The sequence below is a fragment of the Pannonibacter sp. I15F10I1 genome (assembly GCF_900185665.1).
Taxonomy (GTDB): domain Bacteria; phylum Pseudomonadota; class Alphaproteobacteria; order Rhizobiales; family Stappiaceae; genus Pannonibacter; species Pannonibacter indicus.
In genome coordinates this window covers 63,779-85,303 of the sequence record NZ_FYAN01000028.1, presented here as the reverse complement: position 1 = coordinate 85,303, position 21,525 = coordinate 63,779, and the positions used below count along the sequence as shown (strand labels likewise).

Annotated in this window: 23 protein-coding genes; 14 read left to right on the top strand and 9 right to left on the bottom strand. The window is 62.1% G+C overall.

The genetic code is table 11. The annotated features are described in order from the left end of the window. The 3 genes from IF10I1_RS18995 (at position 1) to IF10I1_RS18985 (ending at position 3,177) form a co-directional block, all read left to right on the top strand. The gene (locus IF10I1_RS18995; RefSeq protein ID WP_050474017.1) at positions 1-531 is read left to right on the top strand and encodes a TRAP transporter small permease; all 531 of its coding nucleotides are present in this window, start codon (positions 1-3) and stop codon (positions 529-531) included. Continuing rightward, positions 528-1,811 (top strand): TRAP transporter large permease, encoded by a 1,284-nt coding sequence (locus IF10I1_RS18990; RefSeq protein WP_094462562.1) that lies wholly within the window; start codon positions 528-530, stop codon positions 1,809-1,811. Before IF10I1_RS18995 ends, IF10I1_RS18990 begins: the two co-directional genes overlap by 4 nt. 193 nt (positions 1,812-2,004) lie before the next feature. Continuing rightward, positions 2,005-3,177 carry an MFS transporter gene (locus IF10I1_RS18985; RefSeq protein WP_186391408.1) on the top strand — a complete coding sequence of 391 codons (1,173 nt, stop codon included), beginning with the start codon at positions 2,005-2,007 and terminating at the stop codon, positions 3,175-3,177. Between the two features lie 15 nt (positions 3,178-3,192). On the opposite strand, the gene IF10I1_RS18980 is transcribed toward IF10I1_RS18985, so the two are convergent. Together IF10I1_RS18980 and IF10I1_RS18975 are read right to left on the bottom strand one after the other, a co-directional pair. Beyond that, entirely contained in the window at positions 3,193-3,837 is a 645-nt protein-coding gene (locus IF10I1_RS18980; RefSeq protein ID WP_186391407.1) for a DUF2799 domain-containing protein, read from the bottom strand. An 89-nt stretch (positions 3,838-3,926) separates the two neighbouring features. Further along, the gene (locus tag IF10I1_RS18975; protein WP_186391406.1) at positions 3,927-4,466 is read right to left on the bottom strand and encodes a DUF2244 domain-containing protein; all 540 of its coding nucleotides are present in this window, start codon (positions 4,464-4,466) and stop codon (positions 3,927-3,929) included. A gap of 22 nt (positions 4,467-4,488) precedes the next feature. On the opposite strand from IF10I1_RS18975, the gene nth reads away from it, so the two are divergent. Next, positions 4,489-5,325, top strand: a complete 837-nt coding sequence (gene nth, locus IF10I1_RS18970) for an endonuclease III (protein WP_186391405.1) — start codon at positions 4,489-4,491, stop codon at positions 5,323-5,325. Further along, entirely contained in the window at positions 5,322-5,858 is a 537-nt protein-coding gene (locus tag IF10I1_RS18965; protein WP_186391404.1) for a GNAT family N-acetyltransferase, read from the top strand. The genes nth and IF10I1_RS18965 overlap by 4 nt, the downstream gene beginning before the upstream one ends. Before the next feature lie 4 nt (positions 5,859-5,862). On the opposite strand, the gene irrA is transcribed toward IF10I1_RS18965, so the two are convergent. Continuing rightward, a complete protein-coding gene (gene irrA / locus IF10I1_RS18960; RefSeq protein ID WP_050474023.1) occupies positions 5,863-6,303 on the bottom strand; it encodes an iron response transcriptional regulator IrrA in 441 nt (146 codons plus the stop codon). Between the two features lie 500 nt (positions 6,304-6,803). On the opposite strand from irrA, the gene fabA reads away from it, so the two are divergent. The 3 genes from fabA (at position 6,804) to fabI (ending at position 9,527) form a co-directional block, all read left to right on the top strand. Beyond that, on the top strand, positions 6,804-7,310 hold the full coding sequence (gene fabA, locus IF10I1_RS18955; RefSeq protein WP_050474024.1) for a 3-hydroxyacyl-[acyl-carrier-protein] dehydratase FabA: 507 nt from the start codon (positions 6,804-6,806) through the stop codon (positions 7,308-7,310). Positions 7,311-7,421: 111 nt separating this feature from the next. Further along, entirely contained in the window at positions 7,422-8,636 is a 1,215-nt protein-coding gene (gene fabB / locus IF10I1_RS18950; RefSeq protein WP_186391403.1) for a beta-ketoacyl-ACP synthase I, read from the top strand. Between the two features lie 78 nt (positions 8,637-8,714). Further along, a complete protein-coding gene (fabI, locus tag IF10I1_RS18945; protein ID WP_019964299.1) occupies positions 8,715-9,527 on the top strand; it encodes an enoyl-ACP reductase FabI in 813 nt (270 codons plus the stop codon). A gap of 99 nt (positions 9,528-9,626) precedes the next feature. Here fabI and IF10I1_RS18940 read toward each other — a convergent pair whose 3' ends face one another. Beyond that, on the bottom strand, positions 9,627-10,181 hold the full coding sequence (locus IF10I1_RS18940) for an SH3 domain-containing protein (protein WP_058898416.1): 555 nt from the start codon (positions 10,179-10,181) through the stop codon (positions 9,627-9,629). A 269-nt stretch (positions 10,182-10,450) separates the two neighbouring features. Between IF10I1_RS18940 and IF10I1_RS18935 the strand changes: the two genes are divergently transcribed. Next, positions 10,451-11,437 (top strand): D-glycerate dehydrogenase, encoded by a 987-nt coding sequence (locus tag IF10I1_RS18935; protein WP_050474026.1) that lies wholly within the window; start codon positions 10,451-10,453, stop codon positions 11,435-11,437. A 267-nt stretch (positions 11,438-11,704) separates the two neighbouring features. On the opposite strand, the gene dnaQ is transcribed toward IF10I1_RS18935, so the two are convergent. The 5 genes from dnaQ to IF10I1_RS18910 form a co-directional block, all read right to left on the bottom strand. After that, a complete protein-coding gene (dnaQ, locus tag IF10I1_RS18930; RefSeq protein ID WP_186391401.1) occupies positions 11,705-12,427 on the bottom strand; it encodes a DNA polymerase III subunit epsilon in 723 nt (240 codons plus the stop codon). A 132-nt stretch (positions 12,428-12,559) separates the two neighbouring features. Continuing rightward, entirely contained in the window at positions 12,560-13,147 is a 588-nt protein-coding gene (coaE, locus tag IF10I1_RS18925; RefSeq protein ID WP_186391400.1) for a dephospho-CoA kinase, read from the bottom strand. Continuing rightward, on the bottom strand, positions 13,144-13,986 hold the full coding sequence (locus IF10I1_RS18920) for a shikimate dehydrogenase (RefSeq protein ID WP_186391399.1): 843 nt from the start codon (positions 13,984-13,986) through the stop codon (positions 13,144-13,146). The genes coaE and IF10I1_RS18920 overlap by 4 nt, the downstream gene beginning before the upstream one ends. Beyond that, positions 13,983-14,576, bottom strand: coding sequence for a Maf family protein (locus tag IF10I1_RS18915; RefSeq protein ID WP_186391398.1), 594 nt, complete (start codon positions 14,574-14,576; stop codon positions 13,983-13,985). The genes IF10I1_RS18920 and IF10I1_RS18915 overlap by 4 nt, the downstream gene beginning before the upstream one ends. Before the next feature lie 133 nt (positions 14,577-14,709). Then, positions 14,710-15,558 (bottom strand): pyruvate, water dikinase regulatory protein, encoded by an 849-nt coding sequence (locus IF10I1_RS18910; RefSeq protein WP_081625996.1) that lies wholly within the window; start codon positions 15,556-15,558, stop codon positions 14,710-14,712. A gap of 433 nt (positions 15,559-15,991) precedes the next feature. On the opposite strand from IF10I1_RS18910, the gene hemE reads away from it, so the two are divergent. The 5 genes from hemE to mnmE all read left to right on the top strand — a co-directional run bounded on the left by hemE (position 15,992) and on the right by mnmE (position 21,375). Continuing rightward, complete coding sequence (gene hemE, locus IF10I1_RS18905; RefSeq protein WP_186415178.1) at positions 15,992-17,020, top strand: uroporphyrinogen decarboxylase; 1,029 nt, start codon at positions 15,992-15,994, stop codon at positions 17,018-17,020. A gap of 10 nt (positions 17,021-17,030) precedes the next feature. Further along, positions 17,031-17,459: a protoporphyrinogen oxidase HemJ gene (gene hemJ, locus IF10I1_RS18900; RefSeq protein ID WP_050474031.1), complete on the top strand. Its 429-nt coding sequence runs from the start codon at positions 17,031-17,033 to the stop codon at positions 17,457-17,459. 280 nt (positions 17,460-17,739) lie between these two features. Continuing rightward, positions 17,740-19,005 carry a transcription termination factor Rho gene (gene rho / locus IF10I1_RS18895; RefSeq protein WP_026355666.1) on the top strand — a complete coding sequence of 422 codons (1,266 nt, stop codon included), beginning with the start codon at positions 17,740-17,742 and terminating at the stop codon, positions 19,003-19,005. A 109-nt stretch (positions 19,006-19,114) separates the two neighbouring features. Beyond that, complete coding sequence (locus IF10I1_RS18890; RefSeq protein ID WP_186391396.1) at positions 19,115-19,657, top strand: GNAT family N-acetyltransferase; 543 nt, start codon at positions 19,115-19,117, stop codon at positions 19,655-19,657. A 365-nt stretch (positions 19,658-20,022) separates the two neighbouring features. Continuing rightward, on the top strand, positions 20,023-21,375 hold the full coding sequence (mnmE, locus tag IF10I1_RS18885; RefSeq protein ID WP_186391395.1) for a tRNA uridine-5-carboxymethylaminomethyl(34) synthesis GTPase MnmE: 1,353 nt from the start codon (positions 20,023-20,025) through the stop codon (positions 21,373-21,375). The last annotated feature ends 150 nt before the right edge of the window (positions 21,376-21,525 follow it).

The following is a 21,525-nucleotide window of genomic DNA, read 5'->3' as shown; positions in this document are numbered from 1 at the left end:
ATGCGGGATCCTGCTGAAAGGGGGGAGGAGGCGGGCGCCTCCTCCTCACCCCTCGACCGTTTCGCCGCCGCGATTTCCGGCGCCGGAGGTCTGATAAGCTCTGCGCTGATCCTGGTGGTGCTGATCATCACCGGCGTTGGCGTGTGGATGCGGTACGTGATTGGCCAGCCCATCGCCGGTGTCGAGGAGGCAACCGGCTTTTTCGTTGTGGCCATCGTCATGTTCGGCGCGGCCGAGGCATCGCGCCGGAACGATCATATCCGCATCGACATCATCCTCGACAAGGCCCCGCCACGTCTGCGCCGCTGGCTCGATATCTGGGCGCAGATTTCGGTTCTGGCCTTTGCAGCTGCGCTGCTGGTGACCGCCTGGCACACGGTGTCGTTCTCACGCCGCTTCGGCGCCTATTCGCCCGGCTATCTCGAACTGCCCATGTGGATCCCCCAATCGGCGATGATCGCAGGCGGCGGACTGATCCTGCTGGTGTGCCTGGCGCGTCTCTTCATTCTCCTGCGTGGAGGCCGGACATGACCCTCATCATCATCGCCGTTCTGGCCGCCGTGCTTCTGACAGGCATACCGATCTTCGCGGCCCTCGGGCTTACCTCGCTTGCCATTCTCTGGCTTTTCGAGGGCAAGGTCTGGTCGATGGCCGATACGGTCTTTGCCTCGCTCAACAATCCGTTGCTCGCCACCATCCCGATGTTCGCCTTCATGGCGCATGTGATGATCAAGGCGAAGGTCGTCGACGATCTATACGAGATGTCGAACAAGCTGGTCGGTCACGTCAAGGGCGGGCTCGGCTTTGCCACCATCCTCTGCTGCACGATCTTTGCCACGATTTCCGGCTCCTCCGTGGCCACCGCACTCACCATCGGCACCACCGCCATTCCGCAGATGCAGCGGTTCGGCTACCGCCCGCGCGACACTTACGGCATCATTGCCGCAGGCGGCACGCTCGGCATCCTCATTCCGCCCTCCGGGCCGATGATCCTTTATGCGGTCGTCACCAATGCCTCGATCGGCGGCCTGTTCCTCGCCGGAATCGTACCCGGCCTGCTGATCGCACTCCTCTTCGCCATCTTCTCCTGGGTTCAGGCGAACGCCCATGGCGAAACACAGGCCCAGGACTGGCCCGGCACACGCGCCGTCCTTGCTGCTTTCTGGAAGTCGATCTGGGCCGTCATGATGCCACCGGTCATTCTGGGCGGCATCTATTTCGGCATCTTCACAGCCGCCGAAGCGGCCGCAGTGGGTGCCGCCTATGCGCTGCTCGTCGCTCTGCTCGTGTACCGGAACGTTTCGCTGCGCGATCTCGGGGAGTGCCTCTGGCAGACCATGCGCACCTGCGCCATGCTGTTCATGATCATCGCGGCTGCCGGCATGTTCGGCCATGCCATCACCATCATCCGGCTTCCTGCCGAAGTGATGGAAACCGTGACAGCGCTCGAACTGTCCCAGACGGGCTTCCTTCTGGCGGTCATGATTGCGATCTTCATCCTGGGGATGTTTCTGGAAACGATCGCGATCATCCTGATCACCACACCAATCATCCTGCCGTCCATGCTGGCCCTTGGCATTGATCCGGTCTGGTACGGCATCATGCTGATGATCAACCTTGAGCTTGCCCTGATCACGCCGCCTGTCGGCATGAACCTGTTCGTTCTCAAGGGGATCACGGGGGCGCCGCTGATCGACATCATGCGCGGGGCCGCGCCTTATGTCGGCATCCTGATCTTCGGCCTCTTCATGGTTTGGCTGTTTCCGCAGCTGGCCCTCTGGCTGCCGCAGCAATCCGGATTTGGCCGCTAGAGCAATTCCAGCAAAAGGGAAACCGCCCTGCGTCCCGGCTGCCCCCAGGCTGTGCACGGCCGGGGGCAGTCATTTCCCCACGAAGGACTGGCGCAAAGCCGTCAAATCACCTTATTCTGGTGGTCCCTCCATTCAGGGTGCAGACCGTGTGCTGCGCCTTGCCCTTGCCGGTTTGACCGGCCCGGACCGTCTCATGTCTTTCGTCCTGCAGCTGCCCCGTCAGGCAGTCCTCATCCTGCTGCTCGTCTTTTTCGGCGCGCTGTGCACCTCTTCGCTCATTCCGGCGATGGGCTATTTCATCGTCGAAGGGTTGAAGCAGGAGCCCTGGCAGATCGGCCTTTACACCGGGCTCGTGGCGCCGCTGACCATGGTGGTGAACCGGACCTTTGGCGAAAAGCTGGATGGCGCGGTGGCGGTGAAGCCGCTGCTGCTGATCTCGATCCTGGCCTATATGGCGATGGCCCTGCTGCTTGCGGCCATTCCGGATTTTCTGGTGCTGGTGCTTGCCGGTGCGCCCATCATGGCGGTGGCCAATGGCGCGACCTCGACCGAGTTCACCTACGGCCGTCTTTATGCGGAGCGGACCGGCCTTGATATTGCCGAGTATAATGCCTGGCTGCGCATGGTCGTGTCGCTGGCCTGGGTCATCGGGCCGTCCATGACCTTCATTCTGTTTGATCTCGCCGGTTTCCGGGTGGCCTATCTGATTTCGGCAGGCCTTGCGGTGATCTGGCTTGTGCTGTGGCATCTGGGCGTGCCGGGGGATTTCCGCGCGCCGCAGCGCCCGCGCGGCACGGCTGCGCTGGAGGGCATCGACTGGCCCATCCTGCTGGCAGCTTTCACCTGCACGCTTTTTGCCGTTGGCAATGTGCTCTTCACCGCTGCCATGCCGCTCTATTATGTCAGGGAAGTGGGCCTGCCCGGCTATACGCCCGGCCTGTCGCTGTCCTTCAAGTGCATCATCGAGGTCATCGCCATTTTCCTTGCCGCGCGCATCGCCGCGCGTTTCGGCTCAAGAACGGTGCTCTACGGCGCTTCGCTGCTCGCTGTGGTCACCTTCCTGCTGTTCACCCAGATCAGCAGCGTGCTGCATGTGGTGATCCTCTCGGCCATCGAGGGGCTTTACTATGGCCTTTTCGCCGGGGTCGCGATTTCCTTCGTGCAGAGCTATGCGCCGGACAAGCCGGGGCGGGCCACCGCGCTCTACATGAACGGGCTATTTCTCGGCTCCTTCATCGGCTCGGTCTCCATGGGGCTGATCGCCAGCGCCTTTGATTTCCGCACCGTTGTCTTCGTGGCAGCCGGCAGCGGCCTTGCCGTGCTGGTGGCCCTCAGCCAGCTGCGCCCGCCGCGGGGTGCAAGCTGAAGCGCCCGTGCGGCCTCAGCCGCCGTAGCCGGAAATGAGACGCCGGGCCTCAGCGTTGACGGCCGCTTCCGTTGCCGCATATTCGCCCTGCCGCTGCATCAGACGGAAACGCAGGTCCTGGATCTCGAACCGGCCATCGCTGATCCGGTCGCGGAGGCGGTCTGCCTTCTGGCGGCAGGCGTTGCGCTCGTCGGGACTGCCAGAGCCGCAGTCCAGCCGCGACAGGTCGAAGCGGGCGCTGTCTGTGGAGGTTTCCAGATACCGCAGGCGGGATTCGACATTCTCGACCTCCCGCCGGGCGGAATAGATGCGGTTGCCGAGCTGATAGGCATATTCAAACTGACCGGCAAGAGCAGGCGGGCAGATATCCGACTTGCTGTCGCCCTGGCGGCCAATGTTGAAGCCGTTGAGCGGGGTGCAATAAATCTGCACACCCTCCTGCCAGCCGGACTGGTAGGCCGCCGGATCAGGGGAAATGCCATATTGGCCGCAGTCTTCCGCCACCTTGGAGATGCGGTTGGCCGCATGGCCGGAAGCCGCATCCGCCCGGCCCAGCGCGCGCCAGTCCCCGGCCTGGCACTGTTCCTTGGAAACCGTGTCGCAGCCGCCCAAAAGCAGCGCAATGCCCATGGCCGCAGCGGCCCCCAGCCAGAACTTCATGAAAGCCTCCCCAAGATACCCAGACCAGAGTGATACGCCTCACGGACGGGAACCGGAAGGCGGATTTGCGGTAAATTATGGGTCCAATATCAGGAAACGGCCGGGATACGCCCCGCCTTGGCATCGGCAATGGCTGCGGCAAAGGCCGTGGCAAAGCTTGTCCGGTCCGGCGGATTGAGGAAGTCGCCGATGCCTATGGTGTCACCGCGGGCGCTCAGGGTGATCCGGGTGACGCCTTCATCTTCAAGCCGCATCACCGAAAGCCGCACCCAGAAGGGGTTGAAGCGGTATTCCTGCCGCTGACGGCCCGGCCCGGTCTTGCGGACGACAATCTCGTGTGCGCTCACCGTCACTTCCTCGCAGCGGTTGGCCGCCGCATAGTTCAGCCGGAAGGCCATCCAGACCAGCAGCACATCGAGCCCGAAGAAACCGAAGACCGGCCATGCGCCGATGGAGAGGAACAAAAGCCCGGCGGCGAAACAGACCGCCCCCGTGGCCAGCATCAGCACCAGAAAGCCCTTTGGCCCCAGCGAGCGGTGCGGCGTCAGCACGGCAGCAAAGAGCGGCCGCTCGCCCGGTGCCAGCGCCGCGTCATCAGGACCGTCAGGATTGCTCTTGGTGCCGCTCATGAGAAAGCTTTATAGAGGAGGCATGACGCAAGCAAAGATCACAAAAGCACCAAAAAAGAGCAAGACCGCTGCGGCGGCGGCGAAAACGCCCGCTCCGGCACGGCGCAAGCAAGCGGCGCCGCGCTACACGAAGGCCGAAATCCACGCGATCTTCGACCGGTTCCACACGGACAATCCGGAGCCCAAGGGCGAACTGGACCATGTGAATGCCTTCACGCTGCTGGTCGCCGTGGTCCTGTCGGCGCAGGCAACGGATGTGGGCGTGAACCGGGCGACAAAAACCCTGTTCCGCATTGCCGATACGCCGGAGAAGATGCTGGCGCTGGGCGAGGACCGGGTGCGCGAGGAAATCCGCACCATCGGCCTGTTCAAGACCAAGGCGAAGAATGTCATCGCCCTGTGCGAACAGCTGCTGCGTGATCACGGCGGCGAGGTGCCGGAAAGCCGCGAGGCGCTGGAGGCGCTGCCCGGCGTTGGCCGCAAGACGGCGAATGTGGTGCTGAACATGGCCTTTGGTCATCCGACCATTGCGGTGGACACGCATCTGTTCCGCCTGGGCAACCGCATCGGCATTGCTCCCGGCAAAACGCCGCTGGCGGTCGAACTGGCGATGGAGAAGATCGTGCCGGCCGAATATGGGCTGCACGCCCATCACTGGCTGATCCTGCATGGCCGTTACATCTGCAAGGCCCGCAAGCCGGAATGCGCGCGCTGCCTGATCTATGACCTGTGCAAGAGCCACGAGAAGGTGCCGATGGATGCGGTGCCGGACATTGCGCTGCGCACGGCGGCGGAGATTGCCGCAAGACAGGCCGGGACACAGGCAGGAGCAGAAGCAGGGGCACCTGCGGCATCATGAAAATCCCGGACTGTCCGCAGCTTTCCTTCCGCCAGTTCGAACTGTCAGACGCTGAGTTCCTCATGCGGCTGATGAACGATGCCGCTTTCATCGAACATATCGGCGACCGGGGCCTGAGACAGGTTGAAGATGCCCGCAACTACATCCGCAGCGCCATCCGCCCGGCCTACCGGCGCGGCAACTATGGCTTCTGGGTGATTTCTGACAGGGCGAGCGGCGCGGCGCTGGGCATGGCGGGGCTGGCCAAGCGTGACAATCTGGATCTGCCGGATCTGGGCTATGCCCTGCTGCCGGAAGCGCGCGGACAGGGACATGCCATGGCGGCCTCCCGGGCCGTGCTCGCATATGGCTTTGCAGCGCTGGATCTGCCGCGTGTTCTCGCCATCACCAGTCCGGGGAACGAGGCGTCAAACAGTCTGCTGGCCCGCCTCGGCTTTGAGGTAGCCGTGCAGGATTACCGGCTGCCTAATGCACCGGGACGGCCGCAACTGCTGCATTGCCTCGAAAGGGAAAGATGGGAGCGCGCGGCCTGAAAGATCAGGCTGCGCCCTTCGGACGCACCCGCACCACCACATCGATACGCACGATCTCCATGCCCTCGGGGGCCTGGGGCACACGGCCGATGCCGATGCCATCGTGCGGAATGTCGACGACCCTGTTTTCGCCTTCAATGAAGAAGTGATGGTGATCGTGGACGTTGGTGTCGAAATAGGTCTTGGTGCCGTCGATGGCGACTTCCCGCAGCAGGCCAGCTTCGGTGAACTGGTGCAGGGTGTTGTAGACCGTCGCCAGTGACACCGGTACGGAGGCGCGGACCGCCTCCTCATGCAGGATTTCCGCAGAGATGTGGCGGTGGCCCTTGGAATAGAGCAATTCAGCAAGAGCGACACGCTGACGCGTCGGGCGCAGCCCGGAATCGCGCAGCATTTCAGTCACATCATGGCTGTGGTGGTGGTCGGCGTGATCGGGCGCGGTCATGTCTGACTTTGGATCTCTGTCTCGTCGGCCAGCCTCAGCGGCGGAACCTAGTGCTATTCATAGGCATTCGCAGCGCGGTGCTTTGAAGGCCTGTCCTGATGGTCTCTATGGCCCTTTGTAGGGGACTTTTTCATATCAACAATTCAATTTTGCCATTTCTTGGACCGGGAATGCAAGTTTTTCCTTGAATTGCCGGTCAAATGTCCTCCCGCCGGCGTGATGAAACAGCCACGGCGGGCCGCAGATGCAGCCCTGCGTGCTTCAGTCCGGCGAGCTACAGGCCGCATTAAGGCCCCGGAAGAGGGCTCCGCAGCAAGTGACGCAGCGATATCCTTGCCTTCAGGCCCCGCTTTCGGCTCTCTTGTGCGTTTGGTGATCTTTCGAAGCTGGACCTGCTGTGTTAGGAAGGCCACGAACACATGACTGCAGAACCGCCTGCCCATGCGGCAGAAAATGCAAGCCTCAGCAGGCGGGCAAACAAGAAGATAAACGGGAACGGAATGACCGATCGGCGCTCGAGCTACGAATATGAAGACCTCCTTGCCTGTGCACGCGGGGAATTGTTCGGACCCGGCAACGCGCAGCTGCCGCTGCCGCCCATGCTGATGTTCGACCGGATCACGGAGCTTTCCGAGACCGGCGGAGAATATGACAAAGGCTTTGCCCGCGCCGAGTTCGACATCCATCCGGACCTGTGGTTCTTCCCCTGCCACTTCCAAGGCAACCCCGTCATGCCGGGCTGCCTCGGCCTTGATGCCCTGTGGCAGCTGACCGGTTTCTACCTTGGCTGGCTTGGCCTCGAGGGCAAGGGCATGGCCCTGTCCACCGGTGAGGTGAAGTTCAAGGGCATGGTCACGCCGTCGGTCAAGAAGGTCGAGTATGGCGTCGATTTCAAGCGCATCATGAAGGGCAAGCTCGTGCTCGGCATCGCGGATGGCTGGCTGAAGGCCGATGGCGAGCAGATCTACAAGGCGACCGACCTGCGGGTTGGCCTCGCCAAGACCTGATACCATATCAGCCCATGGGTGCGGCATGTCCGCGCCCATCCAACATCTGACGAATGAGTTTGCTGCCGCGCCGCCGCGCGCATGGGCAGCCTGGAAAGACAGGAGACCGCGATGAGGCGGGTGGTTGTTACCGGCATGGGTATCGTGTCCTCGATTGGCGACACGGCTCAGGAGGTTCTGGAGAGCCTGCAGGCGGGCCGTTCCGGCATCGTCAAGGCGCAGGAATACGCCGATCTCGGCTTCCGCTGCCAGGTGCACGGCGCTCCGAAGCTGAACCCCTTCGAGGCGCTGGACCGCCGCACCACCCGTTTCATGGGTCAGGGCGCCGCCTGGAACTACATCGCCATGCAGCAGGCGATTGCCGATGCAGGCCTTGAGGACAGCGACGTCTCCAACGAGCGCACCGGCATCATCATGGGCTCTGGCGGCCCGTCCACCCCTGCCATCGTGGAAGCGGCGGATATCACCCGCACGAAAGGCCCGAAGCGCATCGGACCGACGGCCGTGCCGAAAGCCATGTCCTCGACCAACTCGGCGACGCTGGCCACCCCGTTCAAGATCCGCGGCGTGAACTATTCCATCTCCGCAGCCTGCGCGACCACCAACATCTGCATCGGCAATGCGGCCGAGCTGATCCAGTGGGGCAAGCAGGACATCGTCTTTGCCGGCGGCGGCGAGGAACTGGACTGGACGCTCTCCTCCCTGTTCGACGCCATGGGCGCCATGTCGTCCAAGTACAACGACACACCGTCCACCGCCTCGCGTCCCTATGACGCCAACCGTGACGGCTTTGTCATCGCCGGCGGTGCCGGTGTGCTGGTTCTGGAAGAGCTGGAGCACGCCAAGGCGCGCGGCGCCAAGATCTATGCCGAAATCGTGGGTTATGGCGCAACCTCTGACGGTTACGACATGGTGGCTCCCTCGGGTGAAGGCGCCGAGCGCTGCATGCGCCTTGCGCTGTCCACGGTGGATCTGCCGGTGGACTACCTCAATCCGCATGCCACCTCCACGCCGGTCGGCGACATCAAGGAAATCGAGGCGATCCGTGCCGTGTTCGGCGACAAGATCCCGCAGATTTCCGCCACCAAGGCCCTTTCGGGCCACTCGCTGGGGGCGGCAGGCGTGCATGAAGCGATCTATTCGATCCTGATGATGCAGCACAATTTCATTGCTGCCTCGGCCCATATCGAAACCATTGATCCCGCCTTTGCGGATATGCCGATCGTGCGTGAGCGCGTCGACAACGCCAAGCTTGATTGCGTTCTGTCCAACGGCTTCGGCTTTGGCGGCACCAACGCCTCCGTGGTTTTCAAACGATACGCTTAAACAGATTGATTGCCGGCGCGCCGGGAGCTTTCGAGAAGCCTTCCGGCCGCCTCATGAGCAGTCCGACAGGAGTTTTTTATGGAAGGGCTGATGAAGGGCAAGCGCGGGCTTGTCATGGGTGTCGCCAACGACCACTCCATTGCATGGGGCATTGCCAAGACCCTTGCCGCACACGGCGCCGAAATGGCCTTCACCTATCAGGGCGAGGCCTTTGGGAAGCGCATCAAGCCGCTGGCGGAGTCCATCGGTTCCAGCATTCTGCTGCCCTGCGACGTGGAAGACATCGCCTCCGTCGACAACGTTTTTGACGTGCTGAAGGAAAAGTGGGGCAAGATCGATTTCCTCGTTCATGCCATTGCCTATGCGGACAAGACCGAGCTGCGCGGCCGCTATGCGGACACCAGCCGCGACAATTTCAGCAAGGCACTGCTGATTTCCTGCTTCTCCTTCACCGAAATCGTGAAGCGTGCAGCGGCCATCATGCCGGACGGCGGTTCCGTGGTGACGCTGACCTATGGCGGCTCCACCCGCGTCATGCCGAACTACAACGTCATGGGCGTTGCCAAGGCGGCGCTGGAATCTTCCGTGCGTTATCTGGCGATGGATTACGGCGAGCAGGGCATCCGCATCAACGCGATTTCCGCCGGCCCCGTGCGCACGCTCGCCGGTTCGGTCATCTCGGATTCGCGCCTGATGTACAATTTCCAGAAGCGCCACTCGCCGCTGGCCCGCACCGTGACGCTGGACGAGATCGGCGGCTCGGGCCTCTATCTCCTGTCCGAACTTTCGGGCGGCGTGACCGGCGAGATTCATTTCGTCGACAGCGGCTACAACATCGTGTCCATGCCGCGTCTCGACGAGCTGAAGCGTCAGGACCGCAGCGACGACTGATCGTCCTGCCACACGATTCACGTGAAACAGTCTCGTGAAACAGCAAAGGGGCCCGTGAGGCCCCTTTGTCATGTGCGCTGCTGAACGCGCTGCATCCGGTCAGTTGCTGATTTTCTCGTTGGGATAGACGCCGAAGAGCCGGACCTGTTCCACCCAACCGTCGTAGCCACGGCCCTGAACGCGGCACCAGGTGCCATTGCAGGACTTGATATCCGTCAGCACCTTGGGCGCCAGATAGGCCCTGATGGCCGCCTCCGGACGCGGCTCCACATGCAGCGGCGTATTCTCGCTTTGCTCCCAGGGCGTCACGAGCGCCGTCCGGCGCGACGAGAGCAGGGTGTGGAACAGCCAGCCTTCCTTGCCTTCCCAGTCGCGCACACGGCGCCAGTTCTCGAATTCCTGCGTGATTTCCACTGGCAGGCCGCCCTGAACATAGGTCCAGGACACCTCATGCTCGCGCGAGGGGCCCATGCGCACATTTGCCCGGTCAGACTTGATGCTGACGAAACGGGGAAGCGGCAGGCCGGTGGAGCCGGTCTGGGCGGTCTGCGCCAGAACCTGCGGCGCAACGAGCACCAGCGCCGCGGCAGCGGCGGCCAGCAGCCGGAATTTGCGGGCTATCGTGCCAGACAGGGTCTGATCAAACCGGGTCATGCCGTCCTCATTCACCTCTTCTGCGTTCCCTTTAGCGAAAGCCACCCCCCGTGGCCAGATGCAGCAGCGCGGTTTTGTCCCTCAAATGCCGCCTGCGGCCTTCAGCACCCGACCAAGGTCGATACTGGCCGAAGGGCTGGTCCCCTTGTTTCTCGCAGGCCATCTGATAAGGAAAACAGGAGCGAACCGCCATGCGGGGATACCGCATGGTGAGAACCTAGGTCCGTTAGGGTTAAAGCACCCTCAACGCAACGCAGAAGGCTAGTGGCATGGGCAAGAAGAAGCCTTTGGTTGTCGTGACGCGCAAGCTTCCCGATGTGGTCGAGACGCGGATGCGAGAGCTGTTCGAAACCCGCCTCAACGAAAGCGACCGGCCGATGACGCAGGCCGAGCTCGTGGAGGCCGTGCGGACGGCCGATGTGCTGGTTCCCACCGTGACAGACCGGATTGACGCTGCCGTTCTGTCCCAGGCCGGGCCAAACCTCAAGCTCATCGCCAACTTCGGCAATGGCGTCGACAACATCGACGTGGTCAGCGCCAACAACCGCGGCATCAACGTCACCAACACGCCGGGGGTGCTGACCGAAGACACCGCCGACATGACCATGGCGCTGATCCTTGCCGTGCCGCGCAGGATTGCGGAAGGCATGAAGGTGATGGAAAAGGGTGAGTGGACCGGCTGGTCGCCCACCTGGATGATGGGCCGCCGCATCTGGGGCAAGCGCCTCGGCATCATCGGCATGGGCCGGATCGGCCAGGCCGTTGCCCGGCGCGCCAAGGCCTTCGGCATGTCGATCCACTATCACAACCGCCGCCGCCTGCATTCGGACATCGAGGATGCGCTGGAAGCGACCTACTGGGACAGCCTCGACCAGATGCTGGCCCGCATGGATGTCGTGTCCGTCCACTGCCCGCACACCCCCGGCACCTTCCATCTGCTTTCAGCCCGCCGCCTGAAGCTGATGAAGAAAGACGCCTATGTGGTCAACACGGCCCGTGGCGAGGTGATCGACGAGACCGCGCTGATCCGCCAGCTGGAGTCCGGCGATCTGGCCGGTGCCGGCCTCGACGTGTTCGAGCACGAGCCTGCGGTGAACCCGAAGCTGGCGCAGATGCCGAACGTGCTGCTGCTGCCGCATATGGGTTCGGCCACCATCGAGGGCCGTATCGAAATGGGCGAGAAGGTCATCATCAACATCAAGACCTTCATGGACGGCCACCGCCCGCCCGACCGCGTGCTGCCGTCGATGCTCTGAGGAGCGGTCGAGGATCTGAAAAGAGGCCGGAGGGGATGCTCTCCGGCGTACAGACTGGCAGCAATTCCTGCCTATCCGGCGTCATCCCGGACGCAGCGGAGCGGAGATCCGGGACCGGTGAGTCAGGGCGCTTGTTGCTTATCCAGTAGAGCCATAACCGATATGCCTTGGCTCACCGGTCCCGGATCGCGCATGCGCGTCCGGGATGACGATGGAGGGGTAGCAGGGTATCCGCAAGCCTGAAGACCTGCACCGCCTTCCAGCCCCTTATTCCCCCGCAGGCTCGTATTTTTTCCAGAGGGCGCTGTCGCCCATCTTGGCGATGAAAGTCGCGTGGGCGGCCTTTTCGTCCTCTGTCAGCCGTGGTGCCAGCGGCTGGGGCCGGGGGCGGGCGGGGGCTGCCACAAGCGGGCCGCCGGTCTCTTGCGATGCACCGCCGCTCTTGCGTTCCGCCTCATCCATGAGCCCCAGCGCCGTCTGGCGGCCGCCCAGCAGCTCCAGATAGACTTCCGCCAGCAGCTCACTGTCGAGAAGCGCGCCGTGCTTGGTGCGGCGGGAATTGTCGATGCCGAAACGCGAGCACAGCGCATCCAGCGAATAGGGGCCGGAGGAAAACTTCCGCCGCGCCATGGCCAGCGTATCAAGCACCTGGCTCTGCGGGATCGGCGGACGGCCGAGCCGCCCCAGCTCCATGTTGATGAAGCCCATGTCGAACGAGGCGTTGTGGATCACCAGCGTCGCATCGCCGACAAAGGCGAGAAAATCATCCGCAACTTCCGCAAATTTCGGCTTGTCGGACAGGAACTCGGTGGAGAGGCCGTGAACGGCGAAGGCGCCCTCCGGCACATCCCGCTCCGGGTTGATGTAGACATGGAAGGTGCGGCCTGTGGCGACATGATTGATCAGTTCCACACCGCCGATTTCCACCAGCCGGTCGCCGCTGCGCGGGTCAAGGCCCGTGGTTTCGGTATCGAAGGCAATCTCGCGCATGGCTGTCTGTCATCCTGATGCACCGGCGTCCGCCAGTATTCCGGGGCGAGTGTGGGAACGGACGGGGCAGGACGCAAGACTTTCCTTGGCTTTTCCCCGGCCGCTTGGCCGTTTGCACTCAGACTTTTCCGCTCAGGCTTTCCCGGAAAGCGCGCGGATGACCGAACGGACCGCCCGGCGCGCTGAGTCCAGGCCGGAACCGGTCTCAATGATGAAATGCGCCCTTCGGCGCTTGTCCGCATCCGGCATCTGGCGGGCGAGGATGGCATCCAGCCGCTGCACCGTCATGCCGGGACGGGCGAGGGCCCGCTCGCGCTGAACCTCTGCGGGGGCAGACACGACTACCACCGCATCCATCCGCCTTTCGCCGCCGGTCTCGAACAGAAGCGGAATATCCAGCACTACCATGCGGCGGCCTTCCGCCCTCGCCCTGGAAAGAAAGTTCGCTTCGGCCTCATGCACCAGCGGATGGATGATGGCTTCCAGCCTTGCGATGGCCTCCGGCTTGCCCAGCACCGCTTCGCCCAGGCGCGTGCGGTCCACCTTGCCGTTCGCCGTGGTGCCGGGAAAGGCGGCCTCGATCAGCGGCACGGCGCGCCCGGCGTAGAGCGCATGCACGGCGGCATCAGCATCATGCACCGGCACGCCGGCCTCGGCGAACATCTTCGCGGTGGCCGACTTGCCCATGGCGATGGACCCGGTAAGGCCGAGGCGGATCATTCCGTGACACCCAGATCCTTGAGGATGAGGCTGCGCAGCTCCGCATCCACCTCCGGCCGGATGCCGAACCAGCGCTCGAAACCATAGACCGCCTGATGCAGCAGCATGCCGAGGCCATCCACCGTGGGATTGCCGCACTCGGAAGCCGCCTTCAGCAGATCCGTCTGCAGCGGCGAGTAGACCGCATCCGTCACCAGCGCCGTGCCGGGCAGAGGGGCAAGATCGATTTCCAGCGGCGGCTTGCCGGTCATGCCCAGTGATGTGGTGTTGACGAGAACAGAGGCTTGTCCAAGCACTGTCCCCAGCTTGTCCCAGCCATGAGCCACAACAGCGGAGCCGAAATGATCCGCTAGAATCCTGGCCTTATCCTCGGTTCTGTTGACAATATGAACTTGCGTGAAGCCTCGCGACAGCAGCGCCCAGATGACCGCGCGGGCCGCACCGCCCGCGCCCAGAACCACGGCCGTGCCGCCGGCCTTGTCCCAGCCTGGGGCCCACTGGTCGAGATTGCCCAGGAAGCCGAGCCCGTCGGTGTTGGCGCCCATCAGGCGGCCGTCTTCCAGCCAGAGCGTGTTGACGGCGCCCATGGCCTCGGCAGCCGGGTCCAGCCAGTCGCAAAGCCCGGCCACCAGCTCCTTGTGCGGCACGGTGACATTGGCGCCGGTGAGGCCAGCAGCGGCAAGGTCCCGGTAGAAGGCTTCGGCCCCCTCAGGCTCGACGCCCACCCGGATATACTCCCCCTCAAGCCCGTGCTTCTTCAGCCAGTAACCGTGAACGAGGGGCGAGCGGGAATGGGTGACGGGCCAGCCGGTGATGGCGGCGCGGCGGATGGCAGTCATGGATGGATTTCTCCCTTCTCCCGCAGGAATCCAAGAAGGGGCAGCAGCGGCAGCCCGAGAATGGTGAAATAATCGCCCTCGATCCGCTCGAACAGGCGGATGCCAAGGCCCTCCAGCTGATAGCAGCCAACGCTCGACAGGGCCGCAGACCCGGCCATAGCCAGATAGGCATCAAGCTCCGCATCGCTCAAGGCGCGCATCTGCAGGCGGGCGGTGGAGATATGGCTCCAGAGCACCTCGCCACCTTTCGCCACAACCACGGACGAATGCAGCTCGTGCGTCTTGCCGGCGAGCAGCGCCAGCTGGGCGCGGGCGGCGGCAAGATCAGCGGGTTTGGTGAAGCGGGTGGAGCCGAGCCCCAGCACCTGATCGGCACCGATCACAAGATCACCAGGGCGGCGCAGCGCCACATCCAGCGCCTTGGCCTTGCCGAGAACAAGGGCGATTTCCTGCGGTTCGGCACCGGCTTCCAGCAGCGGACGCTCGATCTCGCGCTCGTCTACGCCTGCCGGATCGACGGCAAAATCAAGCCCGGCATTGCGCAGAAGTGTCGCGCGGATGCTGCTGCCGCTGGCCAGAACAAGGGTCATATGGGGAATTCCTCCAGGCTTTCCGTCTTGATCTTGGAGTTTGTCAGGGAGAAGTGGGCACCGGTTTTCCCGAAAAGACAAACGAAAACAATGAAACCAGCCTCGGTCAGGCCGGGATTGAACCTGACTGACGCTAGAAGCCGCCGGCTTCCCGGGCGGTCTGACGATGGCCCCGGAACAGCTCCATGATCTCGGCTGCAGTCTCTTCAATGGAGCGGCGCGTCACATCAATCAAGGGCCAGCCCTGTTCGACGCAAAGCCGGCGGGTCGCGGCAATCTCGCGGGCAATCTCCCGCCGGTCCACATAAGTGTCACCGTAACCATCGGCATTCAGGGACAAAACCCGGTTCTGGCGTATCTGCTGGATGCGCTCCGGCGAAGCGATGAGGCCGACGACCAGCGGATAGCGGAGGCCGAGAAGCTGGTCCGGCAGGGGAATGCCGGGAACAATCGGCACGTTGGCGCATTTGATTCCACGGTTGGCGAGATAGATGCAGGTGGGTGTCTTGGAGGTGCGCGAAATGCCAACAAGAACGATATCGGCCTCTTCCAGCTTTCCGGCGATCTGCCCGTCGTCATGCATCATGGTGTAGTTCAGCGCGTCGATCCGCTTGAAATATTCCGCATCCAGCGCGTGCTGGCCGCCGATGCGCCGGGTCAACGGCACATTGAGATAGGCCTGGAAGACGGCGAAGACCGGGTCGAGAATGTTGACGAAGGGCACGCCGATCTCGCGGCAGAACCGTTCCAGACGGCCGGAAATCTCCGGATCGACGAGAGTATAGAGCACGATCCCCGGAGCGGACTCGATCTGGGCCGTCACCCGGTCCAGCTGCTTGTGGCTGCGCACCAGCGGATAGAGATGCTCGATGGACTGCACATCGTCATACTGGACCGTCGCCGCCCGGGCGACCGTCATCAGCGTTTCGCCGGTCGAATCGGACACGAGATGGAGGTGAAAGTAGTGTGTCGACTTTCCCACAACAAAACCTCACCGCTGTTGACGGGCGGGGACAAGTCACCCTTGTTGCCCTTGGGGGCCAAAACTTATGCCCGCTGGCTCTATCTTCTTAACAGAGCGTAAATTTCCGGCAACCGGCGCCGAAACGGTTTCCGGCACATGTGGATTAACATGGGCCTGACTCGTTGCTGACAGGTTATCCACTCATGCCCAATTCCTTAACAGATCCTTAAAAAATGACCATCTCTCTGATTTCATTCAGGTAACAGGTTCCGTACAATTTTAATAAAATCTGTTGTCCAGAAACTGCGGCCTTTTTTCCCGGCGCGAAAATGACCTGAACCGATTGTGGACAACGAATGATCCCGGTAATCCACTCACAAGAATAAGAAACAGATTCAAATCAATCAGAGACTCCCTTTATAGGGGCCTGCCTGGGATAAAGGACAAAGCCATGAAGTCATCCGACCGTGCCGTCATGAGGGTGCTCGCAGGCGAACGCCTGTGGCCACCTCCCATCTGGATGATGCGGCAGGCTGGACGCTATCTGCCGGAGTACCGGGAGGTCAGGGCGAAGGCGAAGAACTTCCTCGATTTCTGCTACAATCCGGATCTGGCAACGGAAGTCACGCTTCAACCGATCCGCCGCTATGGCTTTGATGCATCGATCCTGTTCTCGGACATCTTCGTCGTTCCCGATGCCATCGGCTATCCGGTTCGCTTTGAAGAGGGACGTGGTCCTGTGCTTGAGCCCTTGAGCGAAGCGATCCTTGATAAGCTTGACCAGTCACGGGCAGACAAGCACCTCGATCCGGTGATTGAGACCGTAACGCGGCTGCGCCGCGAGCTCCCTGAGGAGACAACACTCCTTGGCTTCTGCGGTGCCCCATGGACCGTTGCCTGCTATTCGGTCGCCGGACATACGACACAGGACCAGACGGCAGCCCGTGTGGGTGCCTATTGCAATCCGGCCCTGATGCAGCGGTTCATCAACCAGCTGGTCACCGCCTCGATCCGCTATCTCATCCGCCAGCTCGATGCAGGCGCTGACGCAGTCCAGATTTTTGACACCTGGGCCGGGGTGCTGGATGAGGAAGGCTTCCGCAGGTGGTCTATCGAGCCCACCAGAGCGATTGTCGAGGGTGTGAAGGGTGCCCGCCCCGGCGCCCGGATCATCGGCTTCCCGAAGGCCTCCTCGGCCCGTCTGGAGGCATATGTGGCCGGCACGGGCGTGGATGCGGTGGGTCTGGACTGGACCGCACCCGATCATGTGGCCCAGGCGATCCAGAAAAAGGTTCCGGTGCAGGGCAATCTGGACCCGATGCGGCTGGTGGCCGGCGGGGCCGCGCTTGATGAGGGCATCACCCATGTTCTGAAGGCGCTGGGACAAGGGCCGCTGATCTTCAATCTCGGCCATGGCGTAACACCTGAAACCGATCCGGCCCATGTGGCACGGATGGTCGAACGCGTCCGTCAGGGCTGAGGAGGATAAAATGGATCTCTATCTTTGGCTCAAGTCACTGCATGTCATCTCGATCATCGCCTGGATGGCCGGGATGCTCTATCTGCCGCGGCTCTTCGTCTATCACTGCAGCGCCGAACCGGGCTCGGTCCAGTCGGAAACCTTCAAGGTGATGGAACGCCGGCTGCTGAAGGCGATCATCAACCCGGCGATGATCGCGTCCTGGATCTTCGGCCTGTGGCTTGCTTATGAAATCAATGCCTTCAGGGACGGCTGGTTCCATGCGAAGCTGACGCTGGTTCTGCTGATGAGCGGTGCGCATGGATATCTGGCAGGACGGGTGAAGGTATTCGCACGTGACGAAAACACTAAGCCTGCGAAGTTCTACCGGATCCTCAATGAAGTGCCGACGGTTCTGATGATCCTTATCGTCATTCTTGTGATTGGTAAGCCATTCTGACATGTCCGCGCCGTTCTGACGCAGCGGATACAATCGATTTGACCGGCCCCGCGAGAACAGAAGGCTCTTGCGGGGTTTCGTTTTAAGAGTTATGGTCCGCGTCAACTTCACGTAAGGTGCGCCGAGGCTCAAATCCCGGATACACCACTGCCGAAGCAAAGCCGGTTATCCCCTCGACCGGTCTTCCGTGACAGCTTCCACTTCTGTTTCCGTTTTCCCATTCCAGAACCAGAAGCGTCTTTTCACATACCCACCCTCCAACAGAGATTGATCCCTATTGATGCGGGAAATGAAACTCAAAGACCTCAAAGAGAAGACACCCACCGAGCTGCTGGCCTTCGCCGAAGAGCTCGAAGTCGAGAACGCCAGCACAATGCGCAAGCAGGAGCTGATGTTCGCCATCCTCAAGCGGCTTGCAGCCCAGGATGTTGAGATCATCGGCGAAGGTGTTGTTGAAGTACTCCAGGACGGCTTCGGTTTTCTCCGTTCGCCCGACGCAAATTATCTGCCGGGCCCCGACGACATTTATGTTTCCCCCTCGCAGATCCGGCGCTTCTCGCTTCGCACCGGCGATACGGTCGAAGGCCAGATCCGCAGCCCCAAAGAGGGCGAGCGCTATTTCGCGCTTCTCAAGGTCAACACGATCAATTTTGAAGATCCGGAAAAGACCCGCCACAAGGTGCATTTCGACAATCTGACGCCGCTCTATCCCGATGAGCGCTTCAAGATGGAAGTCGCCGATGCGGCCACCAAGGATCTTTCCTCCCGCATCATCGATCTGGTGGCACCGCTCGGCAAGGGCCAGCGCGCCCTGATCACCGCGCCGCCGCGCACCGGCAAGACGGTGTTCCTGCAGAACATCGCCAAGTCCATCACCACGAACCACCCCGAGTGCTATCTCATCGTTCTCTTGATCGATGAGCGTCCCGAAGAAGTGACGGACATGCAGCGCACCGTGAAGGGTGAAGTGGTGTCCTCCACCTTCGACGAACCGGCCGTCCGCCACGTGCAGGTGGCCGAAATGGTCATCGAGAAGGCCAAGCGCCTGGTGGAACATGGCCGCGACGTGGTCATCCTGCTCGACTCCATCACCCGCCTTGGCCGCGCCTACAACACCGTCGTGCCGTCCTCCGGCAAGGTGCTGACCGGTGGTGTGGACGCCAATGCCCTGCAGCGCCCGAAGCGCTTCTTCGGTGCAGCGCGTAACATCGAAGAGGGTGGTTCGCTCACCATCATTGCCACCGCGCTGATCGACACCGGCAGCCGCATGGACGAAGTGATCTTCGAAGAGTTCAAGGGCACGGGTAACTCCGAAATCATCCTGGACCGCAAGATCTCCGACAAGCGCGTTTATCCGGCCATCGACATCCAGCGCTCCGGCACCCGCAAGGAAGAGCTGCTGGTGCCGCCGGAGCGTCTCAAGAAGACCTTCGTCCTGCGCCGCATTCTCAACCCGATGGGCACGGTCGATGCGGTCGAGTTCCTGCTCGACAAGCTGAAGCAGACCAAGTCGAACGACGATTTCTTCGACAGCATGAACACCTGATCCGATTCGGATACGGTTCATTCAAACCCCCGGCAGGCAACGGCCGGGGGTTTTTGTTTGAGCCTATGGATTCGGTTTCGTATCAATCAGTTTCAGGAAGGAGACAGCCATGATCATCGAAACGGAACGGCTCGTGTTGCGGCCCTGGCGGGATGAAGATCTTGAACCCTTTGCCGCGCTCTGCGGCGACCCGCAGGTCATGCGCTATTTCTTGAAGCCGCTGACCCTTGAGGAGACCGCAGCCCTGATCGCCCGTGCGAGGGAGAAGGAAGCCGCGGACGGCTTCTGCTTCCGGCCGGTGGAGTGCAAGGCGGATGGGGCCCTCATCGGCATGGTCGGGCTGTCGCGTCCTGTGTTTCCAGAGCCAGTGCCGTTCACGCCCTGTGTCGAGATCGGCTGGCGTCTCGCCCGCCATGCCTGGGGGCAGGGCTATGCCAGCGAGGCAGCGGGAAGCTGGCTTCGATTCGGTTTTGAAACGCTTCAGTTGGACGAGATCGTCGCCTTCACCACGGTGACGAACACGCCATCGCGCAAGGTGATGCAGCGGCTGGGCATGAGCCATGATCCGGCAGATGACTTCGATCATCCGTCCGTACCAGAGGACCATCCACTTAGGCCGCATGTGCTCTACCGGCTTTCTCGGGAGAACTGAAAGGCTTTTGGAGCGGAACATGTTTCACGTTGATTCACGTGAAACACCCCGGTGAATGCGGGGAGGAAATGAATCGGATCCGTATTGAAGGTCATCAACCCCATCGTCGTCGTCCCGGACGAGAGCGAAGCGAAGATCCGGGACCGGTGAGCCAAGGCCCATCGGCGAATATTCACAGCCAGCCAACAGGTACCCAGGCTCACCGGTCCCGGCTCAAGGCCGGGATGACGATGGAGGGGGATGAAGTGCATTTGATCCCGCTCATTTGAATCGGATGCGGATTGATTGGGTGGTTCCCCCTTTGCAGGGAGGGACGAAGCAGGTATGGGCCTTGGCATGGATTTTCAGCTGCCAAGGCTTCCCTCATGCAGGACACAATCTTTGCCCTTTCCAGCGGCGCGCTCCCTTCCGGCGTTGCCGTGATCCGGTTGAGCGGGCCGTCAGCCTTTGAGGCTCTTGGCTCTCTGAGCAGCTTCATGCCGCAGCCGCGTCAGGCAGCGCTGAGGGTGCTGCGGGACCCGCAGACACAGGAGCCGCTGGATCAGGCGCTGGTGCTGACCTTTCCCGGTCCGGCCAGCTTCACCGGTGAGGATGTTGTCGAGCTTCAGTGCCACGGGGGCCGCGCAGTGGTGGCGGCCGTTCTGAAGGCGCTTGCAGACCTGCCCGGCATGCGGCCTGCCGAACCCGGTGAGTTCACCCGCCGTGCCTTCGAGAAGGGCAGGCTGGATCTCACCGAGGTGGAAGGCCTGGCCGATCTCATCGCTGCCGAGACCGAGGCGCAGCGGCGCCAGGCGTTCCGGCAGATGGATGGGGCGCTGGGGCGGCTCTATGAGGGCTGGCGCAAGCGGCTCGTCCATATGCGGGCGATGATCGAGGCAGACTTTGATTTTGCCGATGAAGAGGATGTGCCGGGCAGTGTGGCAGACACGGTCTGGGGTGAGGCCGCAGTCCTGAAGGGCGAAGTGGCAGACCATTTGAATCGGTCCCGTTCCGGTGAGCGGCTGCGCGATGGTCTGCTGGTGGTGCTGATGGGGGCGCCGAATGCCGGCAAGTCGAGCCTCCTGAATGCCATTGCCGGACGGGAGGTGGCCATCGTCACCGAAGAGGCCGGCACGACACGGGATGTCATCGAGGTGCATCTCGACCTTGATGGTTATCCGGTGACGCTGGCTGACACGGCTGGCCTGCGCAGCGGGGCAGGGCGGGTGGAGCTGGAGGGCATCCGCCGGGCAACCGAGAAGGGCCGGGCAGCAGACCTGATCCTCTGGGCGGTGGAGCCGGGTGGTCCTCTGCCGGAGGATGAAGGGCAAGGGCTGCCGGAGGCGATCCGCACTGAATCGGTTCCGGTCTGGATCGTCTCCACCAAGGCCGATCTTGAGACTCTTTCGAAACGAGACTCTTCCGGAACGATACAGGAGTTTCCTGTATCTGTTACTAAAAGCACCGGCCTTGATGACCTGTTCAAGGCCCTTGGACGTTTTGCTTCTGATACGTTCGGAAGCGGTGAGGCGGCACTCGCGACCCGCGAACGGCACCGGCATTATCTCACTGATTGCCTGGCCGCCCTGCAGGATGCGGTGAGCCGGGATCATCTTCCGGCTGAGCTCCGGGCTGAAGACCTGCGCCGGGCCGCTGATGCGCTGGGGCGGATTACCGGCCGGATCGATGTGGAAGATCTGCTGGATGTGATTTTTCGGGAATTCTGCATCGGCAAGTGAGGCGAGGTGTTTCACGTGAATCCGGTTCGGCTCCGGTTTCGATGAATGGATCTGCCTGTTTCACGTGAATCATCTCTCCTCCGGAATGTGCCTTACGGGTGTTTCACGTGAATCATCTCTGAGCTGTGATGGATGTTTCACGTGAATCCG

What these genes read in the sequence shown, in the direction of transcription:
- IF10I1_RS18995 (WP_050474017.1), top strand. Translation starts at nt 1, where the DNA reads ATGCGGGATCCTGCTGAAAGGGGGGAGGAGGCGGGCGCCTCCTCCTCA.
- IF10I1_RS18990 (WP_094462562.1), top strand. Translation starts at nt 528, where the DNA reads ATGACCCTCATCATCATCGCCGTTCTGGCCGCCGTGCTTCTGACAGGC.
- IF10I1_RS18985 (WP_186391408.1), top strand. Translation starts at nt 2,005, where the DNA reads ATGTCTTTCGTCCTGCAGCTGCCCCGTCAGGCAGTCCTCATCCTGCTG.
- IF10I1_RS18980 (WP_186391407.1), bottom strand. Translation starts at nt 3,837, where the DNA reads ATGAAGTTCTGGCTGGGGGCCGCTGCGGCCATGGGCATTGCGCTGCTT.
- IF10I1_RS18975 (WP_186391406.1), bottom strand. Translation starts at nt 4,466, where the DNA reads ATGAGCGGCACCAAGAGCAATCCTGACGGTCCTGATGACGCGGCGCTG.
- nth (WP_186391405.1), top strand. Translation starts at nt 4,489, where the DNA reads ATGACGCAAGCAAAGATCACAAAAGCACCAAAAAAGAGCAAGACCGCT.
- IF10I1_RS18965 (WP_186391404.1), top strand. Translation starts at nt 5,322, where the DNA reads ATGAAAATCCCGGACTGTCCGCAGCTTTCCTTCCGCCAGTTCGAACTG.
- irrA (WP_050474023.1), bottom strand. Translation starts at nt 6,303, where the DNA reads ATGACCGCGCCCGATCACGCCGACCACCACCACAGCCATGATGTGACT.
- fabA (WP_050474024.1), top strand. Translation starts at nt 6,804, where the DNA reads ATGACCGATCGGCGCTCGAGCTACGAATATGAAGACCTCCTTGCCTGT.
- fabB (WP_186391403.1), top strand. Translation starts at nt 7,422, where the DNA reads ATGAGGCGGGTGGTTGTTACCGGCATGGGTATCGTGTCCTCGATTGGC.
- fabI (WP_019964299.1), top strand. Translation starts at nt 8,715, where the DNA reads ATGGAAGGGCTGATGAAGGGCAAGCGCGGGCTTGTCATGGGTGTCGCC.
- IF10I1_RS18940 (WP_058898416.1), bottom strand. Translation starts at nt 10,181, where the DNA reads ATGACCCGGTTTGATCAGACCCTGTCTGGCACGATAGCCCGCAAATTC.
- IF10I1_RS18935 (WP_050474026.1), top strand. Translation starts at nt 10,451, where the DNA reads ATGGGCAAGAAGAAGCCTTTGGTTGTCGTGACGCGCAAGCTTCCCGAT.
- dnaQ (WP_186391401.1), bottom strand. Translation starts at nt 12,427, where the DNA reads ATGCGCGAGATTGCCTTCGATACCGAAACCACGGGCCTTGACCCGCGC.
- coaE (WP_186391400.1), bottom strand. Translation starts at nt 13,147, where the DNA reads ATGATCCGCCTCGGCCTTACCGGGTCCATCGCCATGGGCAAGTCGGCC.
- IF10I1_RS18920 (WP_186391399.1), bottom strand. Translation starts at nt 13,986, where the DNA reads ATGACTGCCATCCGCCGCGCCGCCATCACCGGCTGGCCCGTCACCCAT.
- IF10I1_RS18915 (WP_186391398.1), bottom strand. Translation starts at nt 14,576, where the DNA reads ATGACCCTTGTTCTGGCCAGCGGCAGCAGCATCCGCGCGACACTTCTG.
- hemE (WP_186415178.1), top strand. Translation starts at nt 15,992, where the DNA reads ATGAAGTCATCCGACCGTGCCGTCATGAGGGTGCTCGCAGGCGAACGC.
- hemJ (WP_050474031.1), top strand. Translation starts at nt 17,031, where the DNA reads ATGGATCTCTATCTTTGGCTCAAGTCACTGCATGTCATCTCGATCATC.
- rho (WP_026355666.1), top strand. Translation starts at nt 17,740, where the DNA reads ATGCGGGAAATGAAACTCAAAGACCTCAAAGAGAAGACACCCACCGAG.
- IF10I1_RS18890 (WP_186391396.1), top strand. Translation starts at nt 19,115, where the DNA reads ATGATCATCGAAACGGAACGGCTCGTGTTGCGGCCCTGGCGGGATGAA.
- mnmE (WP_186391395.1), top strand. Translation starts at nt 20,023, where the DNA reads ATGCAGGACACAATCTTTGCCCTTTCCAGCGGCGCGCTCCCTTCCGGC.